This window comes from Haloferula chungangensis, from assembly GCF_042664875.1.
GTDB classification, from domain to species: domain Bacteria; phylum Verrucomicrobiota; class Verrucomicrobiia; order Verrucomicrobiales; family Akkermansiaceae; genus Haloferula; species Haloferula chungangensis.
On the sequence record NZ_JBHTBS010000002.1, the window covers coordinates 43,886 to 57,937 of the forward strand.

General features: G+C 56.6%; 10 protein-coding genes. All 10 read left to right on the forward strand.

Annotated elements, in window-relative coordinates; translation table 11 throughout:
• Position 1: 1 nt before the first annotated feature.
• The 10 genes from ACFQY0_RS04195 (at position 2) to ACFQY0_RS04240 (ending at position 14,052) form a co-directional block, all read left to right on the forward strand.
• On the forward strand, positions 2-988 hold the full coding sequence (locus ACFQY0_RS04195; RefSeq protein WP_379709466.1) for an AAA family ATPase: 987 nt from the start codon (positions 2-4) through the stop codon (positions 986-988).
• 96 nt (positions 989-1,084) lie between these two features.
• A complete protein-coding gene (locus tag ACFQY0_RS04200) occupies positions 1,085-1,951 on the forward strand; it encodes a DUF58 domain-containing protein (RefSeq protein ID WP_379709468.1) in 867 nt (288 codons plus the stop codon).
• Entirely contained in the window at positions 1,948-3,717 is a 1,770-nt protein-coding gene (locus tag ACFQY0_RS04205) for a BatA domain-containing protein (protein WP_379709471.1), read from the forward strand. The genes ACFQY0_RS04200 and ACFQY0_RS04205 overlap by 4 nt, the downstream gene beginning before the upstream one ends.
• A gap of 3 nt (positions 3,718-3,720) precedes the next feature.
• Positions 3,721-6,231, forward strand: coding sequence for a VWA domain-containing protein (locus ACFQY0_RS04210; protein WP_379709473.1), 2,511 nt, complete (start codon positions 3,721-3,723; stop codon positions 6,229-6,231).
• Positions 6,232-6,556: 325 nt separating this feature from the next.
• On the forward strand, positions 6,557-8,131 hold the full coding sequence (locus ACFQY0_RS04215) for a type I restriction-modification system subunit M (RefSeq protein WP_379709475.1): 1,575 nt from the start codon (positions 6,557-6,559) through the stop codon (positions 8,129-8,131).
• Entirely contained in the window at positions 8,121-9,503 is a 1,383-nt protein-coding gene (locus ACFQY0_RS04220; protein WP_379709477.1) for a restriction endonuclease subunit S, read from the forward strand. Before ACFQY0_RS04215 ends, ACFQY0_RS04220 begins: the two co-directional genes overlap by 11 nt.
• Positions 9,500-11,431 (forward strand): ATP-dependent nuclease, encoded by a 1,932-nt coding sequence (locus ACFQY0_RS04225; RefSeq protein WP_379709480.1) that lies wholly within the window; start codon positions 9,500-9,502, stop codon positions 11,429-11,431. The genes ACFQY0_RS04220 and ACFQY0_RS04225 overlap by 4 nt, the downstream gene beginning before the upstream one ends.
• Entirely contained in the window at positions 11,428-13,086 is a 1,659-nt protein-coding gene (locus ACFQY0_RS04230; protein WP_379709482.1) for a UvrD-helicase domain-containing protein, read from the forward strand. Before ACFQY0_RS04225 ends, ACFQY0_RS04230 begins: the two co-directional genes overlap by 4 nt.
• A 10-nt stretch (positions 13,087-13,096) precedes the next feature.
• Positions 13,097-13,285 carry a hypothetical protein gene (locus ACFQY0_RS04235; RefSeq protein WP_379709485.1) on the forward strand — a complete coding sequence of 63 codons (189 nt, stop codon included), beginning with the start codon at positions 13,097-13,099 and terminating at the stop codon, positions 13,283-13,285.
• Positions 13,286-13,452: 167 nt separating this feature from the next.
• The gene (locus ACFQY0_RS04240; protein WP_379709487.1) at positions 13,453-14,052 is read left to right on the forward strand and encodes a type IV toxin-antitoxin system AbiEi family antitoxin domain-containing protein; all 600 of its coding nucleotides are present in this window, start codon (positions 13,453-13,455) and stop codon (positions 14,050-14,052) included.

Consider the following 14,052-nt stretch of genomic DNA (forward strand, 5'->3'; position numbering starts at 1 on the left):
TATGACTGCAACTGCTGAAGCCGAGGCCGGAGTGGCCCATTTTGAGGAAACCTTCGGGAAGATCCGCGGAGCGGTATCGACCTTCATGGTCGGTCAGACCGAGATCATCGAGGATGTGCTGATCGCAATTTGCTGTGGCGGGCACGTGCTGCTCGAAGGCGTGCCCGGTCTGGGGAAAACCTCGCTGGTGAATACGATTGCCCAGGCCATGGATGTTTCCTTCAAACGCATTCAGTTCACTCCTGACCTGCTGCCAAGTGATGTGGTGGGCACCCAGGTGTTGGTGGATCGTGAGGGTCGGCGCGAGTTGGAGTTTCAACGCGGTCCGGTGTTTTGCAACCTGCTGCTGGCCGATGAGATCAACCGTGCGACGCCAAAAACCCAGTCGGCATTGCTCGAGACGATGCAGGAAAAGCGCGCAACTGTTGCAAATCATACCCACCAGCTTGATCTGCCGTTCTTTGTCATGGCGACCCAGAACCCCATCGAAAATGATGGCACCTACCCGCTTCCAGAGGCCCAGCTCGACCGGTTTTTCTTCAAACTGGAAGTCGCACTTCCGAGTCATGACGAGTTCAAGCAGATCCTTGATCGCACAGGCGGCAGCCGACGTCCGGAAGTGGCGGCCGTAGCGAACGGACAGGACATCCTCCGGATGGGCGCGACTCTGCGCGAAGTGCCGGTGGCTCCGGAAGTCCTGGACTACCTGGTGAAGGTCGTGCGCGGGACGCACCCGGGCGAGGGGGCTCCTCAATCCGTCAATCAGTACGTGCGCCACGGTGCCTCTCCGCGTGCCGGGCAGGCGATGCTTGCCGCAGCACGGGCACGGGCCTTGCTCGATGGTCGATATCATGTGGCCCGCGAGGACGTGGACCTCGTCGCCTTGCCGGCTCTGCGGCACCGCCTCATTCTTTCATTCGAAGGTGAGGCGGAAGGGGTCAAGCCCGACGCCATGATCAAGGATGCCATCGCGGTGGCGAAAAAGTGAAGACCTGAGACTGGGCGAATCCAACGGGGCAGGTAGGCCAATGACGCCCCATCCCGCTTCGAATACTCCCTTCCCTCCATCGCCGCCGATCATTCCATGTCCCTAACAGATCCCCAGTTCATACGTCAGCTTGATGCGCTGAATCTTCTGGCGCGGCGAGTACTGAAAGGCTCGCTGCAGGCCGACCGACGGACCAAGCGTCGGGGAACGGGCATCACCTTCGCGGACTACGCGCAGTATAACTTCGGCGACGATTACCGGGCGATCGACTGGAAGATTTATGCCCGGACGGATGAGCTGCTGATCAAGCTATTTGAGATCGAGGAGGATACGACGGTCTATGTCCTGCTGGATTGCAGTCGCTCGATGGAGTCGAAGCTCGATTATGCGAAGCGTCTGGCTGCCGGGCTCGGATACATCGGCCTCAACGGCATGGACCGGGTGGTGGTGCATGGAATGGCGGATCATCTCACGACGATTGTTGACTCGGCGCGCGGCCGTTCCCAGTCGTTCAGCTTTTTGCGCAGCCTCGAGGAATGCACGACGTTTGGCAATGACACCGACTTCAGCGTCTGTGCGCGTTCGTTTCAGGCACGACGGAGAAAGAAGGGCGTGGTCCTGGTTATCTCTGATTTTCTTTTTCCGAAAGGCTTCGATGACGGGCTGAAATTCCTCCAGTGGAGCGGTCACGACGTCTTCGCCCTGCAGGTTCATGATCCGAAGGACCTGGAATGCCCGTGGCTTGGCGATCTTGAGATCGAGTGCGTGGAAACCTCAGAAGTCCAGCGGGTGACGATCCGGGAGAAGGAGGCAGCGCTCTATCGGGAGGCCATGCAGGCGTGGAACGATCAACTCAAGGAAGACTGCGCAAGACGCGGGATCGGTCTGGCAAGTACGACGAATGACGTACCATTCGAATTCGTCATCCAGACGATGTTGAGGAAGGGAGGGCTCGTCGCATGAATTTCGGAGCTCCTGGATTTGCCTGGGCGGCGCTGGCTCTCATTCCGCTGGTGGCGGTCTATTTCATCCGCACCCGTCCGCGACGCCAGCAGGTGAATGCTTTCTTCCTGTGGGAGCAGGTTTTCCAACAGAAGGCGGCGAGCTCGTTGTTCCAGCGACTTCGGAATTTGTTGTCACTACTGATCATGGCGCTCGCCTTCGGAGCAGCAGTGGCGTCCCTGACCAAGCCTCAGTTTGGCGAAGACAGGGATCCGGATTTGCTGATCGTTCTGGATCGCTCGGTTTCCATGCAGGGAGGCGCGGAGCAAAGCCGCATGGCTGAGGCCATCGAGAAGGCCGCGGGATGGATCGCGGCGCTCGAAGGATCACAGCGTGCCGCCTTGGCGACCGCGGATACCAGGCTGGAATACAAGGTGCATCTCACCGGAAACGCGCGCCCGCTCAGGGATGCGCTGGAGGGCATCGAGGCCTCCGATCTGCCTCTCGATCCCGGCGTGTTGGAAGAACTTGCCTTGCTCGCCGAGGTCCAGGACGACGATGAGTCCCGGGTGCGGATCCTCTTTCTCACGGACGGTCGTTCGGGCTCGGGAGAGGTGCCGGCCGGGGTGGAAACCGTGATCGTGGGCGAAGATGATGAGAATGCCGGGATTACCGCAGCTGACCTGCGTTGGACGAGCCGCGATGAAGCGAGCTTGTTTGTCTCCATGCTTTCGGGCTTCTCAGAGGAAAAGGAGGTCGAGCTTGAGTTGGTCGAGGTAGCGAGCGGTCGAGTCGCCCGGCTCTTTACCATGAAAGTGCCTCCGGGAGGGGAAGCGAGTGAGTCGATCCAGGTCGATGGCGTGGCGCCGGGAGCATGGCTGCTGAGGATGAATCTGGAGGACGCGCTGGCTGCGGACAATCTCGCGCCGCTCGGCTTGAATGCCCCCCAACCGGTGCCGGTCCAGGTGGGCAGTCCGAATCCGTTCTTCTTCCAGCAGGTGGTTTCGGCTTTTGCGCGGGCCGACTCCTTGTTTGAGCCCATTGATGACTTTGCCCACCTTGGCCTGGCAGAAGGGCCTCCGCCGGAGACTCCCGTGTCGATCGTGTTCTCGCCATCGGGTGAATCCGCTTTCTGGACATCCATCGGAGATGTATTGCCGCCCGGACCTCCAGAGATTGTTAGAAAGGACCATCCCCTGGTGGCAAGGATCGATCCGGCGCTCCTGACCTTCGAGGGAGCCCGGAAATTGACCGTGCCGGAGGGCTCGGTGGTGGTGCTGGAACATGTCGACGGCACACCGCTGCTCTACACGGCAACTGCTGAGGGGCGAAAGGCGGTGGTCATCAACCTCGACCCCTCACTCGACGACTTCTTCCTTTCGCCGTGGTTTCCGGTGCTGGTGCACGATGCCACGGCATTGCTGATGGGGCGGAGCGACGATTTCCCCTCGGCAGTTCCAACGGGGTCGGATGTCGTGATCCCCGGGACGGGTGAAGTGGCCTCCATCGTCTATCAGGGACGTGATGAGGAAGCGGTCGAAAGGGATCCTGTGCCGGTCCTGGCTGTGGACGATGTCGGAAACTACGAGATGTCTCGTAGTTCGACGACATGGCGGCTTGGCGCGGGCGTGCTTTCGCCAGGAGAATCGGGTGCCGGCGGGGGAAGCAAGGTCGAGCTTGCATTGGAGCCCGCTTCCGGATGGCCGCTTGCGGCATGGTTGTTATTGGCGGCAGCGGTCGCGGTTATGGTCGAGGAAATGCTTTATCACCGGAGGAAGGTTGGCTGAGTTATGGAGTTCACGACGTTCACTCCTCTTTGGCTGTTGCTGCTGGTCTTGCCGGCGGCATGGATCGTGTGGCGGAAGTCCCTGGTGGACCGGCGTCCTGCCTTGAAGTGGGCGGCCCATGGTCTCCGTCTGCTGGCTCTGCTGCTGCTCGTGTTGGCCCTTTGTCGGCCGTATGCCCTGTCGGGCCGGGAAGACCTGCATGTGGTCGTGCTGGTCGATGTCTCCGAATCGGTCGACCCGGAATCCATCCGCCAGGCGGCGGACGAGGTGGAGGTCATCGCGGATGGCCTCAAGTCAGATGACAAGCTCTCGATCCTGAGATTCGGATCGAAGCTGCTCCGGACCAGCCGCGAAGAGTTGGAAACGCTTGCCGATGAAGTCGATGCCGGGACAGCCGATGCGGCTGCGCGCAATGCAAGCCGTCTGCGCTCGGCGATTTTGGGGTCGCGGCTGAGTTTTGCCGGCGGTCTGACCCGCCGCCTGGTGGTCTACTCGGATGGGATTGCGACCGATGGTGGCCTGGACGAGGCGCTGAAGATTCTCGAAGCCGAGGGCGTGGAAGTCCGATTCCGGAAGATGGAAGGACTGCAACGCCCCGAGGCCGCGCTGGTGGGACTCGAACCGCTGGCAAGCATCGCCTACCGCGGAGAGATTGTTAGAATGCGGCTGAAGATGCGCGCCAATCGCACGATGACGGCGAAGGCGCGGATTCTCCATCGCGGCGTGGCGGTTGCCGAAACGCCGGTATCGCTGGAAGCGGGGAAGGAAAGCATCGCCGTCCTCGATGTCGAGATGACCACACCGGGCGAGAGCCGCTGGGAGGCGGAGTTGATTCCTGAAGACGACTGGTTTCCCGTAAACAACCGGGTCGCCGCAACAGTCACGGTCAAAGGCGAACCGCGTCTGCTGGTGCTGCATCGCAATGAGAAGGAGATGCGGCCGTTTGTGCGGGCGATGAAAAAGCAGGGGCTCGAGTTCGAAACGCGGGGCGAACAGGGAATGCCCGAGACTTTGGCCGAGCTCTTGGAATTCGATGGCCTGGTCTTCGCGGATGTCGCGGCGACTTCGCTGAACATGCGCCAGATGGAAATGGTGCGAAGCTATGTTTCCGATTTCGGCGGAGGAGTGGCGATGCTCGGATCCGAGAATTCCTTTGGTCTCGGCGGTTACTATCGGACTCCCATCGAAGAGACCCTGCCTCTGACCTCGCGCTACGAGAAGGAAAAGCAGAAGCCCAGCCTGGCGATGGTGCTGGTGATTGATAAGAGCGGCTCGATGTCGGGCGCACCCATCGAGTTGGCCCGCGCATCCGCCAAGGCGGCTGCGGAATTGCTCAGTGCCCAGGACCAGATCGCCGTGGTGGGTTTCGACGAGCAGACCCAGGTCGTGCTCGACATGACCAGTGCGGCGGATCGCGGGACGGTGATCAATTCCATTGAGACTCTGGAAGCCAGCGGCGGAACGGATGCCTATCCGGGAATGGTGAAAGGGCGGGAGCTTCTTCAGAATTCAGTGGCGAAGGTGAAACACATGATCGTGCTCTCCGATGGCCAAACCCCCGATAACGATTTCCCCGGCCTGGTCCGTGACATGCGGGCCCAGGGGATGACCGTGTCCAGCGTGGCACTGGGAAGCGGTGCCGCGAAAGATCTCATGCAAGTGATCGCGCAGGAGGGCGGCGGACGCTATTACGAGACCGACGATCCGGCGAATATGCCGCAGATTTTCACCAAGGAGACCATGCAGGCCTCCCGATCCGCGATTAAGGAAGATCTCTATTCCAGCGTGGTGAACGGCGACCATCCGGTTCTTTCCGGCTACGAGGAGGCCGAGCTGCCCTTTGTGCTGGGCTACGTGATGAGCAAACCGAAGCCGACCGCCAACTTGTTGCTCGTCGCAGAAACAGGAGACCCCTTGCTGGCGATCGGTCGCTATGGTCTTGGAACGGGTCTGGCCTTCACCTCGGATCTAACAGAGAAGTGGGGAGGGGAGTGGCTCGGCTGGGGACGAGGCCCGGCCTTCTGGGCACAGGTCTTTCGGGGAATCGTCAGGAAAGAGCAATCCGCCGGCCTGTCCGCGACGCCGACTCTTGATGGCGAAAATTGGATGATTGGCATTTCCCGGCGCGATGAGTCCGACCGACCGGTGGATCGGGTGAACTGGGAAGTGCGGGCGAAAGATGAAAACGGCAAGGATGTAGCGGTGAAGGTCCGCCAGACAGGGGTGGGCCGCTACCTCGCAAAGGCGGACCTCCGCAGTCGCGAGCGGGTCACGCTCAGCCTCCGGGATCTCGATCATGGATTGATGAAAACCCTCGGATGGGAGCGCGACTACCCGGCTGAATACCGCCTGGATGGTCAAGTGCGCCCCGAGTTGCGAGCGCTCGCGGGATTCGATCCTTCCCAGCCGAGAGATGGCCTCGTCGAGGCCAAGGTCTATCGCGATGTCTCGCACTGGTTCGTTCTCGCCGCCTTCGCCCTGCTGATCACCGGCGTCGCCCTGCGCAGGGTTTGAGATGGTGGACTTTGGGGAGGGCGGAAAGGGGAACGACGGTTCCCTCTTCGGCAAGTGAGCGTACCCTTTGCATTCGATCAGATGCTTCGACACGATCCACTCGGCCGGGCCTCCATGATGCCATTGGACGCAGCAGCAACCGGCAATACGCCCCTCTTTCGATCTGCCTCGTCATTCTGATCCGCCTGCCCTCCTCGGCGCTTGTCAGGGATGACTTGGGTCCATTAACTATCGGAACATTCAAGGGAATCTAACCGGCCCCCCGGCTTGTCCCAGGCTCCCCCGCATCATTCCTGAGATTTCCTTTCCTCCTCTCCACCCCCACATGCCCGCTAAAAAGAAATCGGCCAGAAAGGCCGCTGCCAAGCCCGCCAAATCTTTCGAGGAATCCCTCTGGGAAACCGCCACCAAGCTCCGCGGCAGCGTCGAGTCGGCGGAATACAAGCACGTCGTGCTCTCGCTGATCTTCCTCAAGTTCGTCTCCGACAAGTTCGAGGAGCGCCGGGCCGAGCTGGTCGCGGAGGGGAAGGAGGACTACGTCGACATGGTCGAGTTCTACACCATGAAGAACGTCTTCTACCTGCCGGAGACCTCCCGCTGGTCCTACATCCAGCAGCATGCCAAGCAGGGCGACATCGCGATCAAGATCGACTCCGCCCTCACCGCGGTCGAGAAGAGCAATGCCTCGCTCAAGGGCGCCTTGCCCGACAACTACTTCTCCCGCCTCGGGCTGGATGGCAGCAAGCTCGCCGCCCTCATCGATGCCATCAACAACATCGACACCGTCGAGGACAAGGAAGAGGACACCGTCGGCCGGGTCTATGAATACTTCCTCGGCAAGTTCGCCGCCTCCGAGGGCAAGCTGGGGGGCGAGTTCTACACCCCGAAGTGCGTGGTCAATCTGATCGCCGAAATGATCGAGCCCTACAAAGGCAAGATCTACGACCCCTGCTGCGGCTCGGGCGGCATGTTCGTGCAGTCGCTCAAGTTCGTGGAAAGCCACCACGGCAACACCCGCGACATCTCGGTTTACGGGCAGGAGTTCACCGCCACCACCTACAAGCTGGCCAAGATGAACCTCGCCGTGCGCGGGCTCTCCGCCAACCTCGGTGCCGTTCCCGCCGACACCTTCTTCAAGGACCAGCACCCCGACCTCAAGGCCGACTACATCATGGCCAATCCCCCCTTCAACCTGAAGGACTGGCGCGGCCCCGACGAACTCGTCCACGACGGACGCTGGAACGGCTATGAGACCCCGCCCACCGGCAATGCCAACTACGCCTGGATTCTCCACATGGTCTCCAAACTCTCCGAAAACGGCGTCGCCGGCTTCGTCCTCGCCAACGGCTCCATGTCGACCAACACCAAGGGCGAAGGCGAGATCCGCCAAAAGCTCGTCGAGAACGACCTCGTCGACTGCATGATCGCTCTGCCAGAAAAGCTCTTCTACACCACCGGGATCCCCGTCTGCCTCTGGTTCCTGACCAAAAACAAAAAGGCCGACAGCGAACGCGGTTACCGCAACCGCGAAGGCGAGACACTCTTCATCGATGCTCGCAAGATTGGCTCCATGATCAGCACCACTCAACGGGAGCTTGGTGCCGAAGAGATCGCAGGCATCGCCAGAACCTACCACGCCTGGCGCGGTGAAAAGAAAGACGGCGTTTACGAAGACGAGGCCGGCTACTGCAAATCCGCCACGCTCGAGGACATCCGCAAGCACGACTACGTGCTCACGCCGGGGCGGTATGTTGGCGCGGCCGCCTTGGAGGATGATGGCATTCCCTTTGAGACCAAGATGACCGAGATGAGCCAGACGCTTTACGCGCAGATGGAGGAGTCAGCAAAGCTGGATGAAGTGATTCGGAAAAACTTGGAGGGCTTGGGGTATGGGAAGTGAATGGAAAACAAAAGACCTAAAAGACTGTGCTACATGGTACTCAGGCGGGACCCCACGTAAAGGAACTGCCGAATACTGGGGTGGTGACATTCCTTGGATTAGCGCGAAAAGTCTCAAAGACTTCTTTGTTTCTGACTCTGAAGACAAAGTTACAGAAGAAGGATCCCGAAACGGCACCAAGTTAGTCCCTAAGGACACGATCCTATTCGTCGTCAGAGGGATGAGTCTTAAAAGTGAATTCCGGATAGGAATCACAACTCGCCCCGTGACTTTCAACCAAGATCTTAAGGCTCTCGTCGCAAACGATGAAATTCTCCCTCACTTCCTTGCCTATGCAATTAGAGGAAGAACCGCTGAAATCTTAGACTTGGTTGGGGAAGCAGGCCATGGAACAGGAGTTCTTCCCACTGATAGAATCCAAGCTGTTCAAATTCCGTGCCTCCCTCTGAAAGAACAGCAGAGAATAATCGATGTTCTTAGAACCTTGGATGACAAGATTGAGTTGAATCGGCGGATGAATGCGACGCTGGAAGGGATGGCGCAGGCGCTCTTCAAAAGCTGGTTTGTGGACTTTGACCCGGTGATCGACAATGCCCTCGCCGCCGGCAATCCCATCCCCGACGAACTAGCCCCCCGCGCCGAAGTCCGCAAGAAAGCCCTCTCCATGGGCACCAGCCAACAGGGTTCCGTCGACCACCCAACCCTGTCTGATCCCAAATCCCTCTTCCCCGCCGCGTTCGAATTCACCGAGGAGATGGGTTGGATTCCAGAAGGCTGGGAAACACAGCCTCTCTACGACATCGCGGACTTCGTCAACGGAGCTGCTTACAAGGGAGCAGACTTCTCTGACGCTGAGGATGCTTTACCAGTGATCAAAATTGCGGAGGTGAAAGCGGGAATCACAGGTCAAACCAAATTCACCACCATCAACAAGGGCGATAAATACAGAGTCGTAGATGGTGACATCCTGCTTTCTTGGTCAGGCAACCCGGACACCTCCATCGACACGTTCATTTGGACAGACGGACCAGGCTATCTAAACCAGCACATCTTCAATGTCCGTCTCCACGACGAGTCCGAGCGTCACTTCGTCTACTACCAACTCAAATTTCTCCGCTCAACTTTCGCTGAGATCGCCAGGGACAAGCAAACTACAGGCCTTGGACACTTCACAGCTGGAGACATGAAGCGACTCATGGTCTTCAGGCCGACGACGTCTGTGCTGGAACAGTTTAACGCGGCTGTTTCATCGATCTATTCACGAGCTTACGAGAACCGCATCGCCACCAAGACGCTCACCAAACTCCGCAACACGCTCCTCCCAAAGCTCATTTCAGGGGGGCTCCAGCCAACCACGTCCCACGATTCATGAACCTAAAGGAACTAAGGATTTCGAACTTCAAGTGCTTCGGTGAAACACCGACACGAGTCACCTTCGTTGACTCGGCTACGATCATTATTGGCCCAAATGGATCGGGGAAAACCGCAATTCTAGAGGCGTTGGCGAGGATGTTTGCGAATGCGCCTGCACTTCGGAAACTACGGCGAGACGATTTCCACGTTCCATACGACGAAACCGACGAACCGGAAGAAAGGAGTCTCTTCATCGAGGCAGATTTCGCTCTTCCGGAAGCGACTGACGATTCTGCAGAATCCAATACTTTGCCTCTTTGCTTCAACAACATGAGGCTTCAGGAGGACGGCGAGGTTCTAATCAGGTATCGCCTTGAAGCTACGATGGGAGTCGACGGGGATATTGAAGAGAGTTTTTTCTACGTAGTTGGCAAAGAGGTAAATGGAGACCAGAAATTGAAACGGGTCTCTCGCTCAGAGCGCAACTACATTTCGGTCCACTACATCCCTGCTAAGCGTGATCCAAATGACCAAATTCAAGTAAGCACCACCTCATTGTTGGGTCGAATCATTCGGGCAATTGATTGGAGCAAGGAAGACGCTGAATTCGACGGAATAGCAAAGAGCATCAAGGAGCTCATTACCAAAAATGTTGGTTTAGGCACCGCCAACACTCAACTCTCGTCTGGATGGAAGAAGCTCCATAAAGGTTCCCATTTCAAAGACGCAAATTTTGTTTTTGGTTTAGAAACTCTTGAGAAAATCCGAAATCACGTTTCGATTGAATTCAACCCAGCACATGCGTCGAATGAGGTGGATTACTCGCTCTTAAGCGATGGCCAAAAATCACTCCTGTATCTCTCGCTCGTAGCCTCCTTCATTGAGGTAAGTCGCTCTGCAATCGCCGCACAACGAGAAGGCACCCAAACGATCGACATCCAAAAGCTGAATCCGCCAGTCTTCTCACTCATCGCCGTCGAGGAGCCTGAGAACAGCTTATCGCCTCACTACTTGGGGAGGATTAACGCGCTGCTCGCGGACGTCTCGAAAAAACCGGACGCTCAGGCCGTCATCACCACTCACTCGCCATCCATGCTGCACCGAGTGCCGCCAGAGCGCATTAGGCACACACGGCTTGGCGAAAACAGGATCACAGCAGTCAAAGAGATTAGCCTGCCGCCTGAATCGGAGCTTGATGCCTACAAGTATATTAGAGAGGGGATTCTATCCAATCCTGAGGTCTATTTTGGGCGATTCGTCGTCTTGGGCGAAGGCGCAAGCGAAGCGATTGTGTTACCGAAGGTGTTTGCGGCAGCCGGGCTGCCACTGGATGAGAATGGGATTACAATCGCGCAGTTAGGAGGCCGCCACGTGAATTACATGTGGAAGCTGCTTAACGATCTCGAAATACCCCATGCTACATTGCTCGACCTAGACCTTTGCCGACACCAAGGAGGCTGGGGTCGAATCAAGTATGCTGCTGACCAACTAGCCGCAATTGGAAAGAACCCCGGGATCGACGACACCAATAAACTTACCAAATGGAATGCGGGCAACATTCTAAACGGAGGAGCGACTGAGAAGTCGTGGCTCGATCATATGGCGAAGAATAACATTTTCTATTCGCAGCCACTAGATCTCGACTTCACGATGATACGGAGCTTCCCCGAGGCTTACGGAATTGATAAGTCGACCTTGTCTGAACCGGATGATACAACTTGCAAATCAGTTTTAGGAAAAGCCCATATTTACAATGAATGGTATAGCGCTGAGGACAAACTACTCTTCGAGCCCTACCACGAGTTATTTAAGGTAGGTAGCAAGCCAGCCGCTCACATTAGCGCTCTATCAAATCTGGATCTGAAAACAATCGTTGAGGATTTGCCCGAGGAATATGGCCGTCTGATTGAGAGCATTCGCAAACAGCTAGAGGAGGTTTACGAATGATCGAGACCTCCAATTGGGTGCCGTCCGGAGGACTCGAACTCGAGCCGAACGCATTCACGACTGCTACTGCTCAGAGCGGGAGCATTGCTCTCACTGCTGGTCCTGGAGCGGGCAAAACGGAAATGCTGGCCCAGCGCGCAGACTTTCTCCTTCGCACGAACACCTGCAATTTCCCCAAGCGAATACTGGCGATTTCATTCAAGAAAGATGCGAGCGAGAATCTTAAGGACCGAGTCACCAAGCGCTGCGGAAGAGAACTTTCATCAAGATTGGATAGCTACACATTCCATGCCTTCTCAAAACGTCTAATCGATATTTTTAGGCCATTTCTATCGGGAGACGACGCGTTGGATGAGAACTACACGATCGATCGTGACTACCGAGCACCTCGCACTCAAATCAAACTTGAAGACCTAGTTCCCCTTGCTAACGAAATCGTGAGAAACTGCCCTGTGGCAAGAAACTCAATCCGCCAGACATACACCGATGTCTTTCTTGATGAATTTCAAGACTGCACAGATGCACAATTTGAACTGATACGACATGCTTTTCTTGGGCACCAAGTTAGATTAGTCGCAGTTGGAGACACAAAGCAAACTATCATGGGGTGGGCTGGTGCTCTTGAAGGAATTTTTCTGGAGTTCGAGAAAGAATTCAAAGCAACACCGCTAAACCTGTATCAGAACTTCAGGTCACTCCCACGAATTCGGCGTGTCCACAACAGCATGGTTAAGGACATGGATACTGAAGCGGCTATTGATGATGAAGCGCTTCAAGGGGATGAAGGTATCGTCTCCATCCAAGAGTTTGAGAACGACGATGAAGAGGCCAGGTGGATCACTGAGTCAATAATCACTTGGCGCGAATCCGGAATCCCTCTCAAGGAAATTGCCGTTCTCTGCAAGATGCAGCCTCATTTGTATGCTGCTTCTTTGATGGCTCGGCTTACCGAACAAGGAATTCCCTTTCGAAATGAGCAGGAGACACAGGATCTCGTCTGTGAACCAATTTTCAAAATCGCCGTCGACTATTTGATAGTTTTACTTGGCTCTGGTGAGTCTGATTCGTGGGAGCGCCTGACTTCAGCCCTTTCTCCCGAAGAGTTTGACGACACCGACGACTTTAGGGCTCGGGACTGGAATCAATTCATCCAAGCTCAGAAGGTAGTGCTCAATGGATCGGGTGATTTTGATGCTGCTTGGCTCTCCGTAGAAGCTCTGCTTCACAAACTGGGAGACGAAGGTGTTACAAGTCTCTCAGTAGACTACGAGGACAAAGCTCGCTTCGAAGCCCTAGTCAATTCGACTAAGGACCAAATCAAAGATTGCTTTGATCCCCCTCAAGAATGCGTTCAAGCGCTAAAGGGTCTTTCGGAGATCAACGCAGTAAGAATTCTCACGATTCACAAGTGTAAGGGACTCGAGTTCCACACTGTTGTGGTTCAGGGCGTTGAGAAAGAAACCTTTTGGGGTGATCAAGAAGCGGCTAGCTGCGCATATTTCGTCGCCATTTCTCGGGCGAAGGAGCAGCTGGTTGTGACAACAAGTGCCTATCGTGAACGACCGGACGGGCACCAAGGAGCCTGGAGGACGAACAGAAACGCTCAGAGCGATTTTCTCGGATATGTAGAACCCCATGTCGGTGGTGATTCCTAATTGACCAAGTATGAAATTCACCGAAGCCCAACTCGAATCTGCCATCATCGAGTTTCTCGAAGCCGAGGGCTACCCGCACGTGTTGGGTGAGGCGATTGACCCGCCTGACGGCGCGACAGGGCGCCAGCCGCAGGAAGTCGACTTTGAGGTCGCTCCAATCAACCGTCATTCTTTCACAAAAAGCCCCTTCAACTTGTGAAGAATATTTTGATCGCTGGGTATGCAAGGCGTTGGAAACAAGTCCTCTGCGCGGACTTTCGGCAACCAGGGGGCCCGGGTGTATTCCAAGACCGGATCGACCGGCGGCAAACTCCAAGCTCGCCAGGATTTCTAAAAACAAGTAACTTACGGGCAGGTTACTGAAATATGGAAAACCAACGATCCCAGCTCCTCCGCCTTGCGGTGGAGTCACGCCTACTGCGTGAGGAGCGGCTGCGTGAGGCCGGGATCAGCAGCACGGTGATCTCGCAGGCGGTGAAGGCGGGTGAGCTAATCCGGCTGTCGCGAGGAGTTTACCACCATCCCGAGGCGGAGCTCGACGAGAACCTGAGCCTCTCCGAAGTGGCGGCTCGGGTTCCTCAAGCTGTGATCACGCTTCTTTCCGCGCTGCAGTTTCATCAGATCGGAACCCAACAGCCCCATGCGGTTTGGATTCTCCTGAAGCAGAATGCGGTGACTCCAAGGATCGACTATCCACCGCTCGAAGTGGTTCGCAGTAGCGTGGCCGCTTCCCTTTCGGCGGGAGTCGATATCCATACTCTCAATGACATTCCCGTCCGGATGACCAATCCGGCGCGTACGGTGGTCGATTGTTTCAAATACCGGAACCGGGTCGGTCTCGATGTCTGCCTGGAAGCACTCAAGGATGTTCTGCAACGAGGTCTGAAGCCCGTTGAAGTGATGGACTTTGCCAGAATTCAGCGGGTCGCTAGCGTGATCCGTCCCTACCTCGATGCTCTCGTCTGA